Origin of the sequence: Nostoc sp. (assembly GCF_036917275.1) — a bacterium.
GTDB lineage: Bacteria > Cyanobacteriota > Cyanobacteriia > Cyanobacteriales > Nostocaceae > Nostoc.
Window position 1 is genome coordinate 148,019 of the sequence record NZ_JBALDF010000030.1, and the last position, 22,825, is coordinate 170,843.

At 40.5% G+C, this 22,825-nt stretch carries 14 protein-coding genes; 5 read left to right on the forward strand and 9 right to left on the reverse strand.

Annotated features, from left to right (window positions below):
* Window positions 1-162: 162 nt before the first annotated feature.
* Window positions 163-1,440: a phosphoribosylamine--glycine ligase gene (gene purD / locus V7K35_RS10930; protein WP_335078823.1), complete on the reverse strand. Its 1,278-nt coding sequence runs from the start codon at window positions 1,438-1,440 to the stop codon at window positions 163-165.
* 414 nt (window positions 1,441-1,854) lie between these two features.
* Here purD and V7K35_RS10935 point away from each other — a divergent pair, with 414 nt between their 5' ends.
* The gene (locus V7K35_RS10935; protein ID WP_335078825.1) at window positions 1,855-2,808 is read left to right on the forward strand and encodes an NAD-dependent epimerase/dehydratase family protein; all 954 of its coding nucleotides are present in this window, start codon (window positions 1,855-1,857) and stop codon (window positions 2,806-2,808) included.
* An 809-nt stretch (window positions 2,809-3,617) separates the two neighbouring features.
* Entirely contained in the window at window positions 3,618-4,709 is a 1,092-nt protein-coding gene (locus V7K35_RS10940) for a glycosyltransferase family 4 protein (protein WP_335078827.1), read from the forward strand.
* A gap of 212 nt (window positions 4,710-4,921) precedes the next feature.
* Here the strand turns inward: V7K35_RS10940 and V7K35_RS10945 are convergent, their stop codons facing one another.
* The gene (locus tag V7K35_RS10945; RefSeq protein WP_335078829.1) at window positions 4,922-8,887 is read right to left on the reverse strand and encodes a DUF2157 domain-containing protein; all 3,966 of its coding nucleotides are present in this window, start codon (window positions 8,885-8,887) and stop codon (window positions 4,922-4,924) included.
* Between the two features lie 201 nt (window positions 8,888-9,088).
* On the reverse strand, window positions 9,089-10,669 hold the full coding sequence (locus V7K35_RS10950; protein ID WP_335078831.1) for a glycosyltransferase family 39 protein: 1,581 nt from the start codon (window positions 10,667-10,669) through the stop codon (window positions 9,089-9,091).
* A 1,541-nt stretch (window positions 10,670-12,210) separates the two neighbouring features.
* Between V7K35_RS10950 and argZ the strand changes: the two genes are divergently transcribed.
* From argZ to V7K35_RS10965, 3 genes are read left to right on the forward strand one after another with little or no spacing between them, the layout of a single operon-like run.
* Window positions 12,211-14,322, forward strand: a complete 2,112-nt coding sequence (gene argZ, locus V7K35_RS10955) for a bifunctional arginine dihydrolase/ornithine cyclodeaminase (protein WP_335078833.1) — start codon at window positions 12,211-12,213, stop codon at window positions 14,320-14,322.
* A gap of 42 nt (window positions 14,323-14,364) precedes the next feature.
* Window positions 14,365-14,889 carry a DUF2085 domain-containing protein gene (locus tag V7K35_RS10960; protein ID WP_335078835.1) on the forward strand — a complete coding sequence of 175 codons (525 nt, stop codon included), beginning with the start codon at window positions 14,365-14,367 and terminating at the stop codon, window positions 14,887-14,889.
* Between the two features lie 49 nt (window positions 14,890-14,938).
* The gene (locus V7K35_RS10965; protein WP_335078837.1) at window positions 14,939-15,136 is read left to right on the forward strand and encodes a hypothetical protein; all 198 of its coding nucleotides are present in this window, start codon (window positions 14,939-14,941) and stop codon (window positions 15,134-15,136) included.
* Window positions 15,137-15,373: 237 nt separating this feature from the next.
* Here V7K35_RS10965 and V7K35_RS10970 read toward each other — a convergent pair whose 3' ends face one another.
* From V7K35_RS10970 to devC, 6 genes are all read right to left on the reverse strand, one after another.
* A complete protein-coding gene (locus V7K35_RS10970; protein ID WP_335078839.1) occupies window positions 15,374-16,651 on the reverse strand; it encodes a glycosyltransferase family 4 protein in 1,278 nt (425 codons plus the stop codon).
* 509 nt (window positions 16,652-17,160) lie between these two features.
* Window positions 17,161-18,420, reverse strand: a complete 1,260-nt coding sequence (locus V7K35_RS10975) for a glycosyltransferase (protein WP_335078841.1) — start codon at window positions 18,418-18,420, stop codon at window positions 17,161-17,163.
* Window positions 18,421-18,522: 102 nt separating this feature from the next.
* The gene (locus V7K35_RS10980) at window positions 18,523-18,990 is read right to left on the reverse strand and encodes a DUF2141 domain-containing protein (protein WP_335078843.1); all 468 of its coding nucleotides are present in this window, start codon (window positions 18,988-18,990) and stop codon (window positions 18,523-18,525) included.
* Between the two features lie 79 nt (window positions 18,991-19,069).
* Window positions 19,070-20,053 carry a glycosyltransferase family 2 protein gene (locus V7K35_RS10985; protein ID WP_335078845.1) on the reverse strand — a complete coding sequence of 328 codons (984 nt, stop codon included), beginning with the start codon at window positions 20,051-20,053 and terminating at the stop codon, window positions 19,070-19,072.
* Between the two features lie 380 nt (window positions 20,054-20,433).
* Complete coding sequence (locus V7K35_RS10990; RefSeq protein WP_335078847.1) at window positions 20,434-21,438, reverse strand: NAD-dependent epimerase/dehydratase family protein; 1,005 nt, start codon at window positions 21,436-21,438, stop codon at window positions 20,434-20,436.
* Window positions 21,439-21,646: 208 nt separating this feature from the next.
* Window positions 21,647-22,825 (reverse strand): ABC transporter permease DevC, encoded by a 1,179-nt coding sequence (gene devC, locus V7K35_RS10995; protein WP_335078849.1) that lies wholly within the window; start codon window positions 22,823-22,825, stop codon window positions 21,647-21,649.

Genomic DNA, 22,825 nt, shown 5'->3' on the forward strand with positions numbered 1-22,825 from the left:
ATAGTCTTTGTAATAAAGCCCAACAACTAAAAAATTAACAGTTAATTTGACAAAAATGTTAAAGGCATTGGAAATGAGGCATTGGGCATGGGGCATTCGTTATTTCCTCACATTTAGTTACTCCTAACTCCTCTACAGACGCGATTAATCGCGTCTCTACTCCTAACTCCTAACTCTATAACCAATATCTCTCCGGTAATATATCCCCTCAAACTGAATATGTTTGATACCCGCGTAGGCTTGGGCGATCGCTTGCTCAAAATTTTCTCCGATTCCAGTCACATTTAATACTCGACCCCCATTTGTCACTACTTGTTGTTGCTGGTTCAACTTCGTACCTGCATGAAATACAGTTGCTCCTGTTGCCTCTGCCTCACCAATGCCAGTAATGACGTGGCCTTTCTCATATTCTCCTGGATAACCCCCTGAAGCTGCAACGACAGTCGCAGATGCTCCCCCTTTCCAAGCAATAGGTGGCAATTCACTTAATCGCTGCTGTACACAGGCTAGAAGCAACTCTTCCAAGGGTGTTGCTAACAGTGGTAAAATCACCTGGGTTTCCGGATCGCCAAAGCGACAGTTAAATTCCAAAACCTTGAAGTCGCCATCGGGTGCAATCATTAATCCAGCATACAGTACACCTCGGTAGTCAATGCCTTTAGCTCGTAAGGTTGCGATCGCTCTTTCTAACACTTCTGTTTGAATGCGTGCCATCAACTCTGGCGTAGCAATGGGTGCTGGGCTGTATGCTCCCATTCCCCCAGTATTTTCCCCGGTATCGCCGTCACCAATCCGCTTATGGTCTTGAGCGGGCAGTAAGGGTCGAATTGTTAACCCATCCGTTAACGCTAAAACTGACACCTCTTGCCCAATTAAACATTCTTCAATGACGACAAATTCACCAGCACTGCCAAACTGTCCCTGAAAAATCGCATCAACGGCACTTTCTGCCTGTGCAACTGTAAGAGCTACCGTTACACCTTTACCAGCCGCCAAGCCATCAGCTTTGACGACAATTGGCACTCCTGTTGCTCTTACATAGGATTTTGCTGCTGCTGCCTCCGTAAATACCGCAGCCCGGGCCGTCGGAATACCAGCTTCTTGCATCAGGGCTTTTGCCCAAGCTTTACTCGCCTCAATTTGCGCTCCCGCTCTGACTGGCCCAAATACCATCAATCCTTTGTCTTGAAGGTAATCTGTGATTCCCTTTGCTAAAGGTACTTCTGGTCCAACTATCACCAGAGTTATGCCATGTTCTAGAGCATATCGACTCATGCCCTCAAAATCATCTACTGCTAAAGGCAAGTTCTGGCAACGTTCCATACTTGCTGTGCCTCCATTCCCTGGTACACAGATAACTTGCTCGATTTGCTTAGATTGCAACAGTTTCCATGCTAGAGCGTGTTCACGCCCCCCATTACCTACGACTAAAACTTTCACTGATTTCCTCATGCGTCCCTTACAAAACGAGAATGCCCGATTCGGCTCTCGCGGATCAATTTTTTCACCAATCCTCACACTTGTGCAAGCCCCCTGATGACTCGAAAAGGCAGGGGGAGGAGAGAAAGAATTATCTTGCCATATCAGTTTCAAGACCCATTCGCTTCTTTGAATTTCAACTGCATTGATTCTTAAGATTCAATTTTGTCAATTAGTGCGTTTATTACTGTTATTAATAATAGGAATAAATGTCCTAGAATAAATTAATATATAAATATATTTGTTTAAGTAATGCTGATGTTTCAAACAGTACAATAATTGATTAAAAAATCAAGTTCAAGTAATGATAATTATTAATTACAATTACTAACCTGTGAATATAGAAATTCATGAAAATAGCATAAAATAGGGAACATGGCTAAAATTATTGTTACTGGAGCTGCTGGCTTTGTTGGTTCTCACCTCGTAGACATCTTGCTACAACAAGGGGAAGAAGTGATCGCGATTGATGAATTCAATGATTACTATGATCCTATGTTAAAGCGTAAAAATGTTGCACACTTACATCACTCACCTGGTTTTAGATTAATTGAAGGAGATATTCAGTTTTTAGATTGGCAGAAACTCTTAAAAGATGTTGATGTAGTTTACCATCAAGCGGCACAAGCAGGGGTGAGAGCAAGTTGGGGTAAAGCTTTTCGAGGTTACACAGAACGAAATATTAACGCTACACAAGTTTTGCTGGAAGCAGCCAAAGATGCAAAACACCTGAAAAGGTTAGTATTTGCCTCTTCATCGAGTGTATATGGTGATGCAGAAACATTACCTACCCACGAGGGAATTTGTCCTCAACCGGTTTCTCCTTACGGCATTACCAAGCTAGCAGCGGAGTTTTTGTGTGAACTGTATCACAAAAACTTTGGCGTGCCCTGTGTGACATTGCGCTATTTTACAGTTTATGGCCCCAAACAGCGCCCAGATATGGCATTTCATAAGTTCTTTAAATCCATTTTGCAGGATGAAGCGATTCCTATTTACGGTGATGGCCAGCAAACACGGGAGTTTACGTTTGTTAGTGATGTCATCGCCGCCAATTTAGCCGCCGCCTCCGCACCCCAAGCAGTGGGAGAAATTTTTAATATCGGTGGCGGTAGCAGGGTTGTGTTAGCAGAAGTCTTAGATACGATTGAAGAAATCGTTGGGAAACCAATCAAAAGAAATTACATCGAAAAGGCAATGGGAGACGCCCGTCACACCGCTGCTGATGTATCTAAAGCGCAGAAAATTCTGGGATATCAGCCACAAGTCTTCCTGAGAGAGGGTTTGACACAGGAATGGGAGTGGGTTAAGTCTTTGTATTCACTCTAGTAATTTTCGTCGTGATGAGCATTTGAGTAGCGCTTAAGCTTGTCAGCGTGTAGCAGTCTCATCTGATTTTTGAAAATTCGCGGTATCCAGATCCCCGACTTCTCATAGAAGTCGGGGATCTAACTTTTCACGAATGATTTAGAATGCTTCCAATGATTAAGGATTACTATAGATTTACAGCAAGTTTCATTGGGATAAAATTGTTTATTGTTTAGGCGAGACTCAAATTAATTTGAAAAATAAATTATCCAAAATTATTTGTACATTTGTAGGGGCGCAAGGCCTTGCGTCCCTACGTTCGCGGAGCGTCCCGCAGGGATGGGATATTTTTTTAACTAGAAGTTCCTTAGGACTGTTATATCCTTAGCTGGTAGTCAAAACAACACCTTGGCGGATAGTACGTTTGCGTAGGCGTAGCCCGTCGTAGACATCGCTTTTACGAGTACCCCCAGCCATCTGATACTCGTGGCTATTTTTACCAAACTTCTAAGCAACACCAAGCAAAATTTTTTCGGAATAGTCAATCCTACTTAGGCAGTTAGGTTTAAATAACATTATCATAGCTATTACACAGAAGCCACATATAGGCTAGTTATATTTCTGTTAACTAGCTTATATCGGTATCTTAATTCCCTCTTCTTTAAAAATGATTAAAACATAGCTTTGCAGAGAATTGGTATTAATAGATAAAGCTAATTATTCATTAGCTTTATTACTGCTTGTCTGATGATTTTAAAATTTTTATTCCCTCCTAGTAAATAAAACTTTCTAATTTTATTATTGGTCAAATTAAACTTGTGAATATGAACATGAAGCTTTTAATTCAACAACATCATTATGACAATGAAATTGCTGGTGTTTTAACTTATATTTATTCTCTTATTCCAGAGCTTGAAGTTAAGGGCATTGAAGTAAAATCTCTTTCCACTAAACAGGACTCGTTCATAAAGTGGTTAAATTATATTGTTTGGTCAGATATAGTTCATATGAACTCTAATCACTTAGCTTTTGCAATCTTGTGTAAGATTTTAGGAAAAAAAATCATAATAAAATATCATTATACTTTTTATCAATCTGCCCATACTAGTTATCAAAAAATGTCTTTTAAAGAACGCCTAAAATTAGAATTATCTCACTCCTTACCTAAAGCCAACTATCCCTTAAAATGGAAATTGTATACTGCTATAAAATGGCTGCGGCTAGCAACTCGTTTGATGACTGCAACACTAGCTGATTCTCATACAGCTTGTAGTAATTTTTTAGCGGAATCTTGTGCTTTTCCTACATTAGTTAAAACTTTATATAACCCCATTAAGATTATTAATAATAGCTTTCACACTTCTTCAAAAGTTATATCTCAGCCATACCAATTTGTTTTTGTTGGCAGATTAGATCCTTGTAAAGGAGTTGACATTTTATTAAAAGCAACACAAATTCTCCAAGCTGAAAATCAGGATTTTAGAGTTTTAATTATAGGTGATGGTACTGAAGCTAGTCAATTAACACAGCTAACCTCTGATTTAAAAATTACAAATTGCGTGAGTTTCTTGGGTAAACTTTCTCATCAAGAGGTATTAGCAATCGTTCAAGATGCATTGGCTTTGGTTGTACCTTCTCGTTGGCAAGAGCCAGCAGGTTATGTAGTCTTAGAAGCATCTAGTGTTCAAACTTGCTCTATCGTTTCCAAAATGGGCGGATTACCAGAAATCGCTGGGCCGCACAGTCTATTTTTTAAAAATGAAGATGCGGTAGAATTAGCTAGCTCTATGAGATACTGTCTCAACTATCCAGATGAGGCTATTCACAGGGGCTTCCAGTCTAATCAATATGTGGGTGAGACTTTTTCTCCTGCTCGTACTGTTAATCAGTTGCTAGATATTTGTCACAAGCTCTATCCCTAAGCATCAGTATTGACCATTAATCGCGACCTATTTGCTTCTTATTAAGCCCGTTTAAGCTACATTTGGGCTTAATTTTTGTTCAAGTCTCGTTAGAAATTTTTAATACCTAGTACGCCACGGCGGAAATAGAGCAACTATTCAAAAACCCTGAAAAGGCCATTCTGTAATACTTTTGACTTTTGACTTTTGACTTCCGCCTTGCGGTACTAGCCCTATTCCCATGATTGAAATTCATCAATGGCGCTACGAATTAAAGAAGTTATTTGAGCGCGACGGGTTTCAAAGTTGGCGGCGATATAAATCAGGAGGATACCAACTAGCAAGCCAACAACCCATTTTAAAAAGGAGTAATGTAAGCTGAAAATTACTGATTGATAGATTGTAGTGATTAAAAAAGTGGCTGTACCAATGTAGAGAAAAGCCCGGACTCGCAAACCTAATCCGGCAAAAATGGCAATGAGGCTGAAAATTCCAGGTATCCAGGCTGTGTTTTGATTAAATAAAATTGCCCACCCACAAATTAAACCACTACCTAGCACTCTCAGAATATGGCGAGAGGCTTTATAGTCTGGTAGTTTTAGTTGCGTATCTACTTGAGCAATATACAGCAGTGACAACCCAATGGGTGTTACATACCATAAAACATCAGTAAAATGTAAGGAATTAAACCAACGGTAAAGTGCCCAATCAATGAGCGCCACACTAATATAGGTAAAACGGATGTTTTCACCCACCTTTGCGAGGAAGATGTAGAATCCAGCTGCGAGTAGCAAGGTAATCGGGTAAGTTTGCAGTCTGGTTTCCCACAAAATTATCAGTGGTATAATGTAGGCAGCCTGCTGCCAAGGTCTTTTAGACCAACCCCAACTTTCCCAAGGCAGGATGTACAGAAAATAGGCTACCACACAAGCGATCGCACCGTTCCAAGGAACTAACGGCCCAGCCCAAAATCGTCCTACTGCTGTCTCGCGCCAATAAATCCTCATGCCGGCTACCTCTAATAAGCCAAGGTAAACCCACATCTCGGCTATTGTAATTCCTCCCAAGATGCGGGGGGAAGTACGCGAATTTCGGCCTTGAAAGATGGCATAACGAATCAAAAATACCCCAGTTGCCAATCCCACCAAACGGTTAACTCCAATGGGAAGAGGAATGGCAGCCATTAATAAACAGCTACTCCAAGCCCAATGAATATGAGCAATTCCTTTGAGTTCTTGGGGAGTCAAGCGTAAGTAGCTGATAAGCCTTGACGACAGAATGCGGTAAGCATACATGATACTAGTACCAAGGGCAGACATGGCTATCAATCCATCACCTAATGCTCCTCCTGAAGCTTGTAACATTTGATAGAACAAAAGTTCATAGGCAGAAATGGATACGCCAATGATTCCTAAGTACAGCAGGGGTTTAAAGTTCTCGCGCCGTCGCCCCACGCCAATGATAATTAAAGCTACACCCAAAGAATACAACCCTGTCCACTCGGTGAAAGTGTCCAAACGTAGCAATACACTGAATGCAGCATAAATTAATGGCAAAATGTGAAAGCTGCTAGGAAGCCTTTCTAATTGATGTCGTCGTCGCCACCACTCTCCGACAAGTTGAGCAATTAAACCTAAGGCGATATTTGCGATCGCTATCCTAACAGTTGATCGTTCTCCAAATCCCAGCGCTTGGTCCGTCACCAATTCCAAACCCCAACCGATGCCATAAAATGCCCAATTTGTCGGTTGTCGCCAACTGCGATAAACAATGGCTGCCAAGGTGATAGCAGTGGCAGCTAAATACAAAAATCTTGAATTAATAAACCCTGAGTAAATCAGTATTGAGTGTAGCGTCAAACTAAACAACTCAAAACCACACAATGCGATCGCCCACTTATCATTAGCGGCTGCATAGATAATCGCTAATTCGTTAGTGCGTTGCCTCAAAACTGTCCGCGTTAACCATAAAGTTAGGGTTGCGATCGCGCTGGCGACAAACCAACCTGCTACTGTGAGACGAGGTAAACCAGGTACACCTATCCACAGCAGCGCCCCAATAAAACTTAAAGCAAATCCTTCTGTAATTACCGCAGATACTTGGTTTCGGAAATAGCGCGTATTTGCAAACATCAATCCGATACCTACAGCCAAACCGATTAATCTGGTTCCTGGTAACTGTAAAGTCAGTAGCTGGGCAATTATCACAGCCAAGACACTCAAGTAACGGCTAGTAGTGCGACGCTCGATAATTGTGGAATTGGCAACACCCATGAGAGCTATAGGCGTAACTAGCCAAATGACTCCCCAATAAGCTCGGCTATCAGCTACACCATACCAAGATGATTCTGTATTTATCCACAATAGGAAAAAACTAGCGGCGGCTAATCCTAAACCGATATCCCATGCACTATGTTGCCATAAACCTTGGTTGAGGCTAAATCGCCATTCTGCAACCATCAGAGCTAATAAAATACTTGCCCAGGCTTGTTGACTCAGGGTTGGTAATAACCAATTAATCGTAGAGCAAAATGTCAGCACCCCGATGATGTGAGTTAAATATACCAGGGGAAAGGAGGAGGGGGAGCGGCGTTGAGTGACAAATGTAAGAGTGATTGTGGAAAATAGCAGATTTAGCGATCGCAATGTAGGATTTACTATAGCGATCGTTGTTAAAAAAGTTCCAAGTAAGAGGGTGAGCAGTTCGCCAAATTTAGCCAATTCTCGCTTTTGGCTGCGATATAGGCTATCTGTAAGCGCCACCATCAAAATTACGTAGGGAAATAAAGCTACACCCAGCAACGCCCAAGGTTGATTTTGAGAATTGGTGAGTTGGGTGGCAGTTGCGATCGCCCATTGCTGTAAGTTATTAGGTATTAACCGCCAAAAGAGCCAAATCGTCTGTAAGCCGATCACAAAAACTGCTGCTAAGTCAGCCTTTAAACTGTATCGCCGCAAGCAACTTCCCACAAACCACAAACTCAAACCACTCACAGCTATTGCTTGCCAGGGATAATTTACTACCGAAACCAGCCAACCCAGGAAGAGTAAAATGCCACCGAGTTTTTCCCAGAGTAAGAGGGATGAGGGAAACGGGGAGAATATTACTGTTACTTCCTCTGCTCCCCCTGCTCCCCTGCTCCCCTGCTCTCCTGCTTCCCCGACTCGTGCTAACCAAGTCACCAACCAGCCGCAAATACCAATAGCTAATCCCAACTGAGTGACATTTACCCCAGCAACAAAAATCGCCCGCACTAGCAGCACTATCAAAGCATAAATAATTACAGCCGCAGTCAAACTAATATTTAAGCCGCGGCGTAGGTGTAGCCCGTCGTAGACATCGCGCCGATGTTCGTCGCTGATCGGATTAGGCTGTTGGTAAAGATTATGATAGAGGGTAATAATAGTTGTGCCGATCATTGCCAGATAAACAGCAATTAAGGGAAATCCTCTTAATTGCCAACCCCAATGCAGATAACTCAGCCCCAGAATATTTGCTAGAGGTAATTTGTCGGTATATAAATTGGCAAAAATAGTCCGATTTTTGGAGAGTAAAACAGTTATAGCAGTAAGAGTTGGGCAGGCGATCGCAACTACAATCCAATCTACAGGATTTTGCCACAACCGAAAGCTATCCATTGCCCAAAAGTTCACTGGGATTAACAGAAGGGTGACAATCAGCAATGTCTGAGCCGTCAATCTGAGATTACTTTGCCTAATCGCCCAAAAGCTTAACCCCCAAAAACTCAAAGTATAAGCAAATAAAACTCCATACTGTCCAGAAGCCGGAAACTTCTCCCATTGACTGGCAGCCAGTACCCCAGAGGATACCACTACCAAGAATACCCCTAGAAAAAGCAGCCAACGGACACTCAGTTCTGCCCCCAAGGACTGCAACATTGTGCTGATAAAGTTGGGTTTAACTGATTTTTGTTGCGGTTGGCTACGGTTACTAGATTGTAAAGCTGCTACGGGCAACTCCCGCACTGGGTCAGAAGTTACAAATGCTACCTTTGTTTCCGCTTCAGGCTGGGGTTGCAACACCACCACACACACCAGAAACTCTTGGCATAGTTGCTTGACTTGGGTATCAGATATCAAACCTAAGCGCAGCCATATATCTAGTCCTTCTAATAACTGAGGATGGGAGGATGGCAGTCTGATTTCAAATTTTAACGGGCGCTCAACGGGTGATGACATAAGCGGGAGCAGTATAACTATATACTTAAATCATGATTTAATTAAAGTATATTTTCGCTCCAGTTGTGCCACTTATGAGGCTAATTGATATTAATTTTTAACCTACAAGCGATATTCAAATGCCAACTCTTTGCTTTGAGGTTGCACCTTATTTAGAGGCAGTGGGAAAAAAAGACCGCCCACAAGAAGGCAGGGAGTATGTCAAGTGGATTTTGTGATTTTCCAGAGAATGTCGTTTATTTGCTGTAACTTTGAGTTATAAATTTTCTCAATTCCAGCTTTTAAGAAGTTAGATGGATTAAACAAAAATATATCAGTAAAACCATTAGTAATTTCTGGTAAATGATTTTGAGTGACGATTTGAAATTGCACTTTTTGCTCAAGTAAGTGAGCAAGTATTTGGATTGGAATTATGTCAGCGTCACTAATTAAAAGCGGTTTATTAGCTTGATTAACAATATTAGCAGTTTGAGGATATTCGTGGTTTCTTTCCGGTAATTTGTTCCACCACATCTGGGCTTGAGAACTGATTGTACAAGATATGACTCCGCTGATAATTACTATAGACGCTACCAATGACCAGAGCTTCTTTCGCCAAATTTTAGGAGAAATAGACGTAATTTTAGTGGTAAATAGATAAGCGACAGCTAACTCTATACCTAAAACTGAGGGAAGTGTATATCGAGTAGTAGCGTATCGTTTCTGAAAGACAAAATCCATTATTAGTAGGGGAACCCCTACAGACCCAATCAAGGTTAAGACAAATAACCAAACTTCTTTAGTGCTTCTTCGACAAATAACATAAATTGAGTAAATAATTATAGTTAAAATAATTAAAATAAAAGGAATTAAGGCAATCTTAAGTTTTCCTGGGTCGCTAGGGCTAATACCTAAATCGAGAAACGTCCGACTAAAAATACCAGCCCACCTGATAGCTGACGGAAAGAATGTTTGTTTCGTACTTGCCCAACTTACTGATTCTGGCTGAGGATGGGTAATAATAATCCAAATCCAAGGTACAAAAGTCAGAACCCCCGCAAGCGATGAAAGCAGGTAAGATATTAAGATTTTACTGAATCGGAAACGTTCGATTACAATTACATAGATTCCGTGTGCCAGAGCAACAAGAAAAACAAATAAATGGCTATAAAACCCTAGTGACAATGTTGCTGCATAAATGCACCAACTAACTTTTGTTTTAACGCGCATGGCTCGCAGTAGTGCTGCACTCGACATTAAGACGGCTACTATTGCTAAACTGTAGGCTCGTGCTTCTTGTGCATACAAAACGTGAACAGGTGAAACGGCCACCAACGCCATCGCCATCCACGCTACTAATGAAGACTCAAATAATTCTCGACATAGCCAATAAATACAAGGAAAGGTGAGCAAACTAATGACTGCTGAAAAACTTCTTGTCACTGCTACAGAATTGCCAAACAACTCTACCCAAAACCGAGTCAGCAAAATGTATAGCGGCAAAATCTGTGAGTCTTCTAAAATAACTCCTTTAATTGTATCAACTGCGTTTCTTTCAGGATTGGGATACTGGTATTTTTGCAAATCTTTCATGGTGAGCAAACGACCATTACTTAACTGCTCTCTCGTTTCTGATGCCAGATAGCCAGATATGCGTATTGATGAGTAAACTTCATCACCCCAATAAATTTTTTTATCAAGATTTACAAATCGAAAAAATACACCTATTACTAATAGGATGATGATTAAAAAACGTAACCAAGATCTAGAAATAAGCCAGTTTTGTGATAATTGCTTTTTCATCCAGTTTTCAATCTCCTCAAAGCCTTAATAAACGGTGGTAAAATTTATTGTCAGAATCGGTTGTTAGCATACATTTTGGTTTTAATGCTACTCTAAAACGTATTGCAAGCCGTTACAAATATTTTATGCTGGTCAATTCCCAAATTCAGTTTCTGATTAAACCAGAAAGCGCAAATTGGGGAGCATCTCAAATGTGTAAAAACATAATTTGTCATTGCGTAGGCAAACCCTTCGGAAACGCCAAGGGCGAACGCTTCATTCGCAATGACTTGTAACGATTTTGGTAAATTTGCTTGCATTGGAATGCTCCCGCAAATTGTAGATTTTATCACCCACTGTGATAAATATGAATCATGAGAATAAAATATTTGTATCCACATTTGTGAGAGGTAATTTAGAAGTTTTTAATAACTCATTGGTAATAGCAAAGTAAATTATGATCTTTGAAAAGCTGTTTTAAAAGTCCTATTGTTGGTATCAACAAGTGCCTAAAATCACAGCAAAACATTTTCAAAATATCTTCTCAATATATTAAAAGACAAAAATTAGAATTTATATAATTTGCAAATTAAACACAAGGGAGTTTGGATTGATTATTAATATATAAATTTTCCTAAGTTGAATTTGAATAATTACTTGGAATTTTAACCATAAGATTAAATTATCAGAATAATAGCAAAAATTAATAATATTTTTATTGGCGTTTTTATAACTATTTGTATTTAACATAATGATCCAATTTAGTAAGTAAACATCTGAATTTTATCTCCCAAATCAATATTTAATCATCAGCAAATCGTCTATAAATATTTGAGATAAAAGTATCCTATGTTTACAAAGTCTCAAAAATTTTCTAGCTTTTGGCAACAAGATACCATACTAAATGCAATTATTTATCTGTAATTGCATAGTATAAATTAATCTAAATATTAAATCTTTTTGTGAAAAATAAAAAGATTTGATAAATTTATATAGAAAACGCTATAAATACGCCTTCGAGTAGGATTGAAACCAAAAGTACCTTAACATTTGTTTAAACCCCAACCTTGCAACAACGGAAGATCCTGAGTGTGGTATATCGAGTAGACTAAGCTAGCGATCGCTCCCTAGCGCAGGTATTTATTATTCATGGCTTACCTGGCTGATTCGCCCCTACGATAGTATTGCTTTTATAGTTGCGATCGCGCCTACCAACCAGGAAAAGAAAATTTTTGTTGCGGGAAAAGTGCATCAGACATAATATATGCATATTTCAGAGCAAGTACTTTTAAGTATGTGTTTTCCCCCCGCGCCTCCACCCCTTTGCTAAGATCAGCCTAATTCAGCACTACTGAAACAGTCAGAACCGCCAGTTCAAGCCTATTTTGTCAGCTTCTCTACTTATTACCATCTTCCAGTAATAGAATTAAGGACGAAGCCTTTGTAAAGCCTTCAACTATCAAAAGATAGAAGCTCTAGTTGCAGATTTTACCAAATGTGAGTAAATCGAAAATCTGTATCCAAAATAGGCTTGTAGCATATAAAACGCTTGTAAGATTTTTATGACTTCCCGTATTCGCTTTTTGATGTGCCCTCCTGATCACTATGATGTGGACTATGTGATAAATCCCTGGATGGAAGGGAATATTCACAAATCATCGCGCGATCGCGCCGTGGAACAGTGGCAGGGATTACACCAGATCCTCAAACAACACGCCATTGTAGACTTAGTACCACCTGAAAAAGGTTGGCCTGATTTGGTTTTTACCGCCAACGCTGGCTTAGTACTTGGGGATAACGTCGTCCTCAGTCGCTTTTTGCACAAAGAACGTCAGGGAGAGGAGCCTTTCTTTAAACAATGGTTTGAGGCAAATGGTTATACAGTCAATGAACTTCCCAAAGATTTGCCTTTTGAGGGAGCAGGAGACGCACTGCTGGATCGGGAAGGACTCTGGTTATGGGCGGGATACGGTTTCCGCTCGGAATTAGATTCTCACCCTTATCTAGCGAAATGGCTAGATATTGAGGTGCTTTCCCTGCGACTCATAGATGAACGTTTCTATCACCTGGATACCTGTTTTTGTCCCTTAGCAAATGGCTATTTGCTATATTATCCCGGCGCTTTTGATTCTTACTCCAACCGCTTAATTGAAATGCGAGTCGCACCTGAAAAGCGAATCGCACTTGAAGAGGCTGATGCAGTCAACTTCGCTTGTAATGCAGTGAATGTAGATAGCATCGTCATCATGAACAAGACGAGTGATGCTTTGAAAACCCGTCTTGCGGATGCAGGTTTCCAAGTGCTGGAAACGCCACTTACGGAATTTCTCAAAGCTGGTGGCGCAGCTAAATGCTTAACTCTGCGGGTGACAGAACCAGTTAGAGACGAAATTCATGCGAATGTCTCGGTAGAAAGCCGCGTCATTCGTATGGAAGGACACTTGCTCGACGCAGGCTTAATTAATCGCGCATTGGATTTGATTATAGATGCCGGGGGAAGCTTCAAAGTCCTGAATTTCAACTTGGGAGAACAACGGCAAAGTACCTCAGCGGCTGATGTGAGGGTATCAGCACCATCCCATGAGGTGATGGAAGAAATCATCTCAATGTTGATTGATTTGGGTGCAGTAGATTTACCGCATGATGAACGAGACGCCAAACTGGAGCCTGTAATCCAAGATGGTGTAGCACCTGATGATTTCTACGTTAGTACAATTTATCCCACCGAAGTGCGGATTAATGGACAGTGGGTGAAGGTAGAAAATCAGCGGATGGATGGCGCGATCGCAATTACCCAAACTGCCAATGGCTTACTCGCTCAGTGTAAAATACTCCGTGATTTAAAAGTTGGTGAACAGGTAATTGTAGACGTGCTAGGTATCCGCACCATCCGCAAAACAGAATCGCGGGAACTACGCAGCACTCAAGAATTCACCTTTATGTCGGCGGGAGTTTCCAGCGAACGACGTGTGGAATTGGTCGTTGAGCAAGTGGCTTGGGAATTACGGAAAATCCGCGATGCTGGTGGTAAAGTTGTGGTCACAGCTGGACCTGTAGTGATTCACACTGGTGGCGGTGAACACTTGGCGCAACTGATTCGGGAAGGATACGTGCAAGCGTTATTGGCTGGTAATGCGATCGCAGTTCACGACATTGAGCAAAATATCATGGGCACTTCCTTAGGTGTAGACATGAAGCGAGGTATCGCCGTGCATGGTGGACACCGCCATCACCTGAAGGTAATTAATAGTATCCGTCGTTATGGCAGTATTCCCAAAGCTGTGGAAGCGGGGGCAATTAAGAGTGGCGTGATGTATGAGTGTGTCCACAATAATGTGCCTTTTGTGCTTGCTGGATCGATTCGGGATGACGGGCCTTTGCCTGATACCGAAATGAATTTGATTAAAGCACAGGAGGAATATGCCAAACACTTAGAAGGTACGGAGATGATTTTGATGCTGTCATCGATGCTGCACTCGATTGGGGTGGGGAATATGACTCCGGCAGGGGTGAAGATGGTGTGTGTGGATATTAATCCAGCTGTGGTAACTAAGTTAAGCGATCGCGGTTCTGTGGAATCGGTGGGTGTGGTGACGGATGTGGGATTGTTCCTCAGTCTGTTGATTCAACAGTTGGATAAGTTGACAAGTCCCTATGTTAATAAGATAGGTTAAGGAGACGAACCACAGAGGCGCAGAGGACGCAGAGAAAGGGAGATGACAAGAGTAGCTTTTAGTGAAGAGTTGCAGGTTAATTGGGTCAGTTTGATTGCTGATTTTATGCTGGTAGGGATGGTTTTTGGCCCGCCAGTGGCTCCCTTTCTAGCTGCGTCTGGGGTGTGGTTACTTGGAGAGATTGCGGACATCATTTATTTCATGGGTAATCATGTCTGTCCGCAACCAGCTATGGGGTTAGATTTGGCACCACCGTTTATTATGGCTGTGTGTATGCGCTGCTACGGCACTGTAACGGGTTTGCTGATTACTCGTCTGCTGTATTGGATAACTGGTGGTAAGGGATTTTACTGGTTGAGTCAGTATGGCTTAAGTGGTGCGGCGATCGCAAGTGTGCTGATGATGGCTTATCCTTTAGAATTGGCAGCACAGGTTTTCGGTTTTTGGAATTTTAATAACTATCTGGTTACGCCTTTTGGGTTGATTACGGGTTTGGCATGGGGATTGTTTACTATGCCTATTTTGCACGGGTGCCGGGGTGCTAAAACCAGCTTAACCCAATCGTAGATTTTATATAACAACTTGTAGAGGGGATTAATTTTTGCAAGTCGATGCAATGGCATTGTCAATCGATGCAATGGCATTGCAAGTCGAAACAATGGCATTGCAAGTCGAAACAATGGCATTGTCAGTCGATACAATTGCATTGTCAGTTGAAACAATTGCATTGCAAGTCGAAACAATGGCATTGTCACTCGAAACAATTGCATTGTCAGTCGAAACAATTGCATTGCAGCAGGTTGCATTTAGATAGCACAGCGATGCAAATACAAAAATGTAAGTTGAAAAACTTCCATTCTTATCCCAGCTATTAAACTCTGGTCTAATTTTAATGCGATGTCTACGACGGGCTATTTGGCGTCGCACCATTGGACTAACAGCCTTGGACAAACTCAAAGTTACTAATCGCACAAGCAAAAGAATAGGGCAATAATTAGCGATCGCTAGTATTTATAGTACTAGCGATCGCTATAGGATAAGTTTGTTATCGTTATGGTCTTATATTGCTTGTACCTACCTTCACCTTCTGCGATCCTTCAACAATTTGGTAGAGTTTATCTTCTAATTTTTGCATACATGCCGACCAATCAAAGTCAAGTATGGAAGGGCGAGCTTGCCGAGTCAAATCTGCTTTAAAGCTGGGATTTTCCAAAATCGTAATCACCTTGTGGGCCAAATCCGTTGGGTTGTTGGGTTCGGCTAAAAAACCGTTAATCGCATGAAAAACCTGTTCGGGATTTCCTCCAGCGTTGGCTGCTACAACAGGGGTTCCAGATGCTAAAGCTTCCATATTGGTTGTACAGAAGTTTTCGGTGACAGAGGGGTTGACAAATACATCTGCCCGTGCATATAAACCTAGAAGTTCTGTTCCGTGGGACTCACCCCAGACAGTAATACCGGACTCAAACTTTTGGACGCGCCGACGGATCTCCTCATCCAAGGGGCCACTACCGACAATGACTAAATGGACATCAGGAATTTTGGCAGCAATGATTGGAAATGCATCTATAAGTTGGGTGACATTTTTTTCTGGGGTAATGCGTCCGACAAAAAGGATAGTTGGTCGATAGTCGTTAACAATGGGATTGTAGTCTATATTTTGAGGTTGAAATTTTTCGCAATCAATCCCTTGATATGGCACGTATTCACTGCGTTGGCATTTCAGTCGGTTGTACTTAGCAAGCAGTTCTTGAGACGGAAATAAGTTGAGATCATAAGCATCACTGAACTGCTTGACTAAAAGGGGAACAATCGGACGTAGCAAGCTGAAGAACAGATTTCCTAAGTAATATCGAATATAGGCAACGATATCGGTATGGAAAATTGAGATGATTGGGGTATGAGTTTGTTTAGCGTACTCAACTCCTATGGGGCGACCATAACCTTGTAAGAAAAGTGAGTATAATCCTCTCATTTGCGCCGCTTCTTCAACCAGTATAATATCAGGCTGGAAGTTCTCAAGTAACTTAGTATCACTCCAATAGCGAGAGTTTAATGGTTGAGGAAGAGATTTGTAAAAGATTAGCGGTTTGGTGGGGAATGCATAAGCAGAAAAGTTGGGGAAGGGCTGTAGTTCATCCAATCCTGACATTGGACGATTTCCAACCTTTCTGGGGTACTGGCTATTAATTTCTGGGTGGATAAGAAAGACCTCATGCCCTTGTTGCAGTAACCATTTAACCCGTTGGTGGACTGCAACGGAAACTCCAGTCAAGAAAGGAGGGTACAATGCTGTAAACAGTGCAATGCGAAGTGGTTGCTTAGTCATAAAAAGGGGAATATTACACTAAAATGCTGGTTTTGAATTTAGGATTTACGTAGCAAATGCTTCATGAACATCCTGATTCTTTGGTTCAGAAATTACCACTAATACAGCTAGGCTAAGGATTTACACATTTACAAATTGTCTAAATTGTCGATTCTGAAGAGGATGTTTCTCCTTAGTTAGAAACTATCAAAATATTCAAAATACTCAGTCAAAATTCCCCTTAATATAGTTCTCTAAACCCTTGCCATAAATCTAAATAAATTTTGGAAATTAACAAACAAAAGCGTGTATTTTGACAAGGGTTCTAGCTAATTTAATTCGACTAAATATAAGATTATATAATTTGAAGACTAGGGAATGTTTAGTGTAATAACTTTCATACCCTAGTTTATATAGCAGTCCTAAATGATTTATGAACTTTTCTGTTTCTCCTCTTGGCGCTCTCGGCGGCTTGGCGGTTCAAATAATTTTCATGACTCAAATAGCATTGCTATATCTAGCTATTTAGTTCAAAGAGAAACCTTGCTATCAATAGGCTGATCCAACCATTGATAAGGGCGATATTCGACTAGCCGGACATTCCAGGGCCCTTGAACCCGATAGCTGACACCGCGCCAAGAGACTGTTGAAATCCACAGTGACGATAGCATCGCTAACCCATAAACCCACTGTGTCAGCGGAATCCCAATTAACATTTTGATGATTGTAGCAGCTGATAATTTTGCGATCGCCTGGTCATTAGAGCGAACCACTCGCTGTATCTCTAATTCCAACACCAGCATTATCAAAAGTAATCCGACAGTATAAACTCCATAGCAGCCTAACAAGAGAGCCGCAGCTTCCCATTTTGTCTCTAACAACGACTCTAGAATTAACAGGATGACTATAGTCGGAAACAAAATGCTAGAAACAGCTTCACTAACTATAGCTAACCAACGTGGGTGATACAGTCGAGAATAAAGGATGAGGCGCTTAAGATAATCTATTAAGTTGAATAAATCAGTCTCTTCACGATTTACTATCAGCAGCGAAGGCACAAACTTTACTTGCAACCCATGTTTTTTGAGGATGTTGTGCATCATAAAATCTTCGCCTAAAGCTTGTCCCCACTTATCTAGCAGTTCTGTTTGGCGAAGCACTTCTGTTTTCACAGCCAAAGTCCCACCCCAAGGAATCTGGAAGAGAAACATTTGCACTACTGTGGATACATTGCCTGTATATCGCACTAAAGATCCCCAATACTTACCTGTAGGTACGTACCAACGATTACCTGTTGTCGCCCCCACTTTGGCATCACCTAAAGGACTGACTAATTCTCGCAGCCAATTCACATGGACTATAGTATCAGCATCTACTAAGGCAACCACCTTGTAAGAATCGTCCAACTCATGGATAGCTTGCACTAAAGAACTACATTTGAGACTACAATTGTTGCGTACTATTCTCAAAGGGCTAATTTGAACGTTAGTTGCTTCCTGCTCTGTGATCGTTTCACTGGCAATTTTCCAAGCGGGATCTTCGTGACTATCAACGATTAACTTTAAATCATACTGTGGATAATTCTGATTTAAGAGCGATCGCAAACATCTAGGCAAAAACGGATCGGCTCCGCGTAGGCAAAGAATTACTGCTGTTTTGGGCAACTGGTCATCTGGCAATAAGTTTTTTTTGGATGAGCGCAGATACCATATAAAGGCAAGCGTTAAACATACCTGAATAACTAGCCAACTCATCAAAGACTTAGAGAAAAATATCGCCAAATCTTCCATTAAATTTTTAATCTCCGATAGGATTAAGGATTGGGGACTGGGGATTAGGGTTTGGAAATCAGAAGTATCTTTTAGAGAAACAGTACCCAGTCCCCAGGCCCTTTAGGAATCAAGCGAATATTTCATGATGATGTTGACTGTTGTATTTTTGTTTACAACAAAACTGGCGTCACGAAACTTTGGCGCACCTGTTTGTATGGACACAGTTGGATTTTTAGAAATCCCAAAACCTTCTTTGGGAATACCGAAAAAGTCTTTATTAAGTTTGCGATCGCCATTCTGATCATCAACTACAGCAACAGCATAAGTTCCAGGCTTCAAACCGGAAAATTCTTTTTTTACAGAACTTCCAGTAATCTTAACGCAGCCACTTTGATCTCCACTAGAATTACTCATCGGAAATCCTCGTTCACTTGGGTAAACTCTCAAGCAAATCTCACCTTTTTGATGATGTATTCCATTTACCACAACAGTTAGTGTTTCAGTTGGTTCAGCATTCACTGTTTTAGCAAAGCTGATGCTCAGTAAAGTAGCAAGCAAAACATGACAAACATGAGATAGTTTCAGCATAGTTTTGGAGTGAAAAATAGGTGATTGTGTGCCTCAGAAAAAGCTGCATTTGTCAGCTTTTATTTTTAAACCGATTTATTCAAAGCGTGACTTGTGGTTTTTTAATTGATGCTTTATACCAACCTTTCCAAAGTACTTGCAGCACTTTTAGCAAATCTTTCAGCAAAAGATATTGTGTCCCTTTTAAATGCTGATATAGACTTATATGACAACATAGCCGCTCATACAAACTCAGGGGACTACGCCATATGGAGAGTACATATTCCCAGAATATTCTCCAATGTGGCAATAAAATTTTTCCTTTCTTTGCTGAATCAAACCATACTGTATATGCATAAAAATCAGGCAGCATACTCAATGAGGGTTTTTTACTGTTGTTAGTAAACAACAAATAATTAGGGAAATACATACTCATTGATTGTTGCGGATGGCTTCTGGCAAAAAACAGGTTTTCAGGGATTTCATAAAACCTACCGAGAATACCAAGTCTTAACAAGAGAATTCCGTCTGCATTACCGTAACCACCCATAGGCGGTATCTTTCTCAAGGCACTGGTACGAATTACTCCATAACATTGATAACATAAATGCTTGGTCAGCAATTCGTTAAAACGTTGCTGTGGTTTTAGTGCATCTGCCTTGAGTTCGATATCGTAATTTTGGAGAAAATTCCCTTGTTCATCAATGAAATATGTCTGGGAGTGACACAAGATGATGGTAGGATCTTGGTCAAGCACCTCAATACACTTTTTGATAAAATCTGGAGCATGTAAATCATCATAGGCTGCCCACTTAAAGTACTCACCTGAAGACAATTTAAAGACGCGATCAAAGTTACGGGCACAACCAATATTATTGTCATTACGGTAGTAACAGATACGTTGGTCTTGCTCGGCGTATGCTCTACAAATTTCTTCAGTTTTATCTGTAGATGCATTATCTGAAATAATTATTTCAAAATCTTCAAAGGTCTGAGCCAAGAGTGAATCTATGGCTTCTTTGAGAAATTTCTCACCATTGTATACAGGTAATCCGATGCTCAATCGTGGCTGATTCCCAATCATAGAAAACAAGTATTCGGAAAATAGGTGGATTATTTTATGCTTAATTGCAGCTAATTTCAGGTAGATGCAACGTAAGAATCCAGAAATCAGAATTAAGAATACTTTGATATCTCACATCTTGTACCAAATTCTAAACTCCTGTACAGACGTGATTAATGAGCCAGCGCGTTGCGGTGAATCCAGCGCTGTAGGCGGGTTTCCCGCCGTAGGCGACTGGTGAACCCGAAGGGGGGTTCCCCCCGTTGTAGCGACTGGCGTCGCGTCTCTACTCCTAATTCCTGTACAGACGTGATTAATCGCGTCTATACTCCTAATTCCTAACCCCTAATCCCTAACTCCCAACTCCTTACAATCCAACAATGATTACGAAAATCTGTGGACTATTTCATCAGCTTTTGAATATCTGTTTTTTGCAGCCATTTATGTGTTTGCTGCATTCCTGATTCTAAGTCAATTGTTGGTTTATAATTTAACAGGCTTTGTGCTTTGACAATGGAACAAGCATAGGGACGAGTCATAAAATCTATGGACTCAGGTAAAATATCAACTTTTTGGCGAAAAAGTTTTTGTCCTTGAACACGTAGTTTTACAAACAACTTGATTTCATCTTTTGATAATGAGAGGGGTGCTGATAAACCTTCCATTGCTGCTAAACGCATAAAATACTCTTTCCAGGAAGTTTCTTGTCCATCGGTGATATTAAATATTTCACCATAGGTTTCTTTTTCTATCGCTAGAAAGATGCCATCAATCAGGTTATCTATATATACATGATTGATTACTCCGTTACTATCGTTGGCACAGGCAAATAATTTTTGACGCATCATCAGAATTGGTCTGACTATCCAAGGAATACTTCCTGGTCCGTAAACATCTCCGGCCCGAATAACGATGATGCCAAAATCTGACGGATTATTCAGTTCTAATACTGCTGTTTCGGCTTCTATTTTCGTTTGACAATATGGATTATTTTCGCCAGAGAGTGGCCCGGATTCTGTAACACCATTCGGATAGTTGAAACCGTAAACCATCACACTGGATAGATGCACAAATGTTTTGACACCAGCCTGTTTAGCAGCTTTAGCTATGTTGATAGTACCGCCAACATTGATATCACGAAAATGGTTAATTGCGCCAGCTTCTTCGGCAATTTGATATGTATGTAAAACAATGTCTACTCCCTGACAAGCCTTTTGGGCAGTGGTAGAATCAGTGATACTACCAATAATTACCTCAACACCTAAATTCTGTAATTGTTTGTTCTGTTCTTTAGAACTTTGCAGTCCACGAACCTTCATTCCTTGCGCTATGGCTAACTCAGCTGCACGCAAACCGACAAGTTCATCAATCCCAGTAATTAGGAGGGTTTGGTTTTTGAGGTTCATAAAGTTGGGATTATTGTTAAATAGGTGAATTGGAGTTGTTAGATAAAAGACTTCAAAATATGCCAAATTTAAATTTTAGTAAAGACTTTTAATCTAAAATCTAAAATTTATCCCAGGAGTAATTTTTCTGTGGAGAGGCTGCACTAATGCTTAGTTATGAGTCTATATCAGGGCAAAATAATTTGATTATTTTGCTACTAAGAATCAGCTAAAAAATATCTCCTGGATCTGCGGAGCGGAGTTTATTGATAGCAAGTGCACCTGAGGTTATACACATTAATACTGTTGAAGTTAAGATGAGCAATGCATTATTAATGGTCATAACTATTGGTAATTTAGTTGCTTCTGCTGCAAAACTATATAACAACACAGAACTAATCAATCCGGGAATATAACCTAAAATTGCCAGAATTAAAGCTTGCTGAAATACCACATTTAATAAATATCTATTGGCATAACCTATAGCTTTTAAAGTGGCGTAAGCAACGAACTGCGTAGCAATATTGCTGTAAAGAATTTGATAAACAATAACCACACCAACAACCGCAGCCATTGTCAACATCAAGTTAAGTATAAAACCAATTGGTGTTCTGATTGCCCAATATTTTTTTTCAAAATCAATAAAGCCTTGGCGTGTAAAAACTTGGACATCATTAGGCAAACTTGCTTGCAAATTTTTCAGTACTGTTTCTGCATTACTACCAGGTTTGAGGGTAATCAAACCGATATCTATCATATCTGCCGGACGACTATTGGGATTTATCCTGAGGAAAGTTGAGTCACTGACAATTAAATTTCCATCTACCCCAAAGGAAGGTCCTAAGCTGAATAAACCACCAATTCTCACTCTATAGCCAATTAATGAATTGAAGGGAAATATTTCAATTGTCTGTGCAGTATCTCCGGCATTAAATTTTTCAGCTATTGGGCCAAACTCTGGGCGAGAACCCCGGTCAAAAAACACGACATCAGGAATTTTGAGTTTATCTAAATTTTTCTCAACTTCTGGGATATTCATCACAGGGTTACCTGGATCAAAACCAATAACATATATTGAATATTTTTCACTAGTTGCCGGATTTTTCAGTTTAGCAAACTGTAAATACATGGGGCTAACTGACTCTACGCCATCAAACCCCAAAGATTGATACAAACTAGTCCGCGAAAAGCTTTGATTTGAAGTCAAAGATTTATATTGGGAACTAACTAAAAATAAATCTCCCTTGAGATTCTGATGCAGTGCGGTTGCACTTGAATAGAGAGCATCTTGAAAACCAAGTTGCACAAACATTAGCAGCACAATAAAACCAATCCCGGCTACAGCTACTAATAAACGAACTTTTTGCTGGGCTAACTGTAGCCATCCCAAAGGAATTTTGAAAATCAT

Excerpts from the sequence above, each read along its gene's own strand:
- V7K35_RS10965 (WP_335078837.1), top strand. The coding sequence starts at position 14,939 with ATGGCATTGTCAATCGATGCAATGGCATTGCAAGTCGAAACAATGGCA.
- devC (WP_335078849.1), bottom strand. The coding sequence starts at position 22,825 with ATGATTTTCAAAATTCCTTTGGGATGGCTACAGTTAGCCCAGCAAAAA.
- V7K35_RS10945 (WP_335078829.1), bottom strand. The coding sequence starts at position 8,887 with ATGTCATCACCCGTTGAGCGCCCGTTAAAATTTGAAATCAGACTGCCA.
- V7K35_RS10985 (WP_335078845.1), bottom strand. The coding sequence starts at position 20,053 with ATGATTGGGAATCAGCCACGATTGAGCATCGGATTACCTGTATACAAT.
- V7K35_RS10980 (WP_335078843.1), bottom strand. The coding sequence starts at position 18,990 with ATGCTGAAACTATCTCATGTTTGTCATGTTTTGCTTGCTACTTTACTG.
- V7K35_RS10975 (WP_335078841.1), bottom strand. The coding sequence starts at position 18,420 with ATGGAAGATTTGGCGATATTTTTCTCTAAGTCTTTGATGAGTTGGCTA.
- V7K35_RS10990 (WP_335078847.1), bottom strand. The coding sequence starts at position 21,438 with ATGAACCTCAAAAACCAAACCCTCCTAATTACTGGGATTGATGAACTT.
- V7K35_RS10960 (WP_335078835.1), top strand. The coding sequence starts at position 14,365 with ATGACAAGAGTAGCTTTTAGTGAAGAGTTGCAGGTTAATTGGGTCAGT.
- V7K35_RS10935 (WP_335078825.1), top strand. The coding sequence starts at position 1,855 with ATGGCTAAAATTATTGTTACTGGAGCTGCTGGCTTTGTTGGTTCTCAC.
- V7K35_RS10950 (WP_335078831.1), bottom strand. The coding sequence starts at position 10,669 with ATGAAAAAGCAATTATCACAAAACTGGCTTATTTCTAGATCTTGGTTA.
- V7K35_RS10970 (WP_335078839.1), bottom strand. The coding sequence starts at position 16,651 with ATGACTAAGCAACCACTTCGCATTGCACTGTTTACAGCATTGTACCCT.
- argZ (WP_335078833.1), top strand. The coding sequence starts at position 12,211 with ATGACTTCCCGTATTCGCTTTTTGATGTGCCCTCCTGATCACTATGAT.
- V7K35_RS10940 (WP_335078827.1), top strand. The coding sequence starts at position 3,618 with ATGAAGCTTTTAATTCAACAACATCATTATGACAATGAAATTGCTGGT.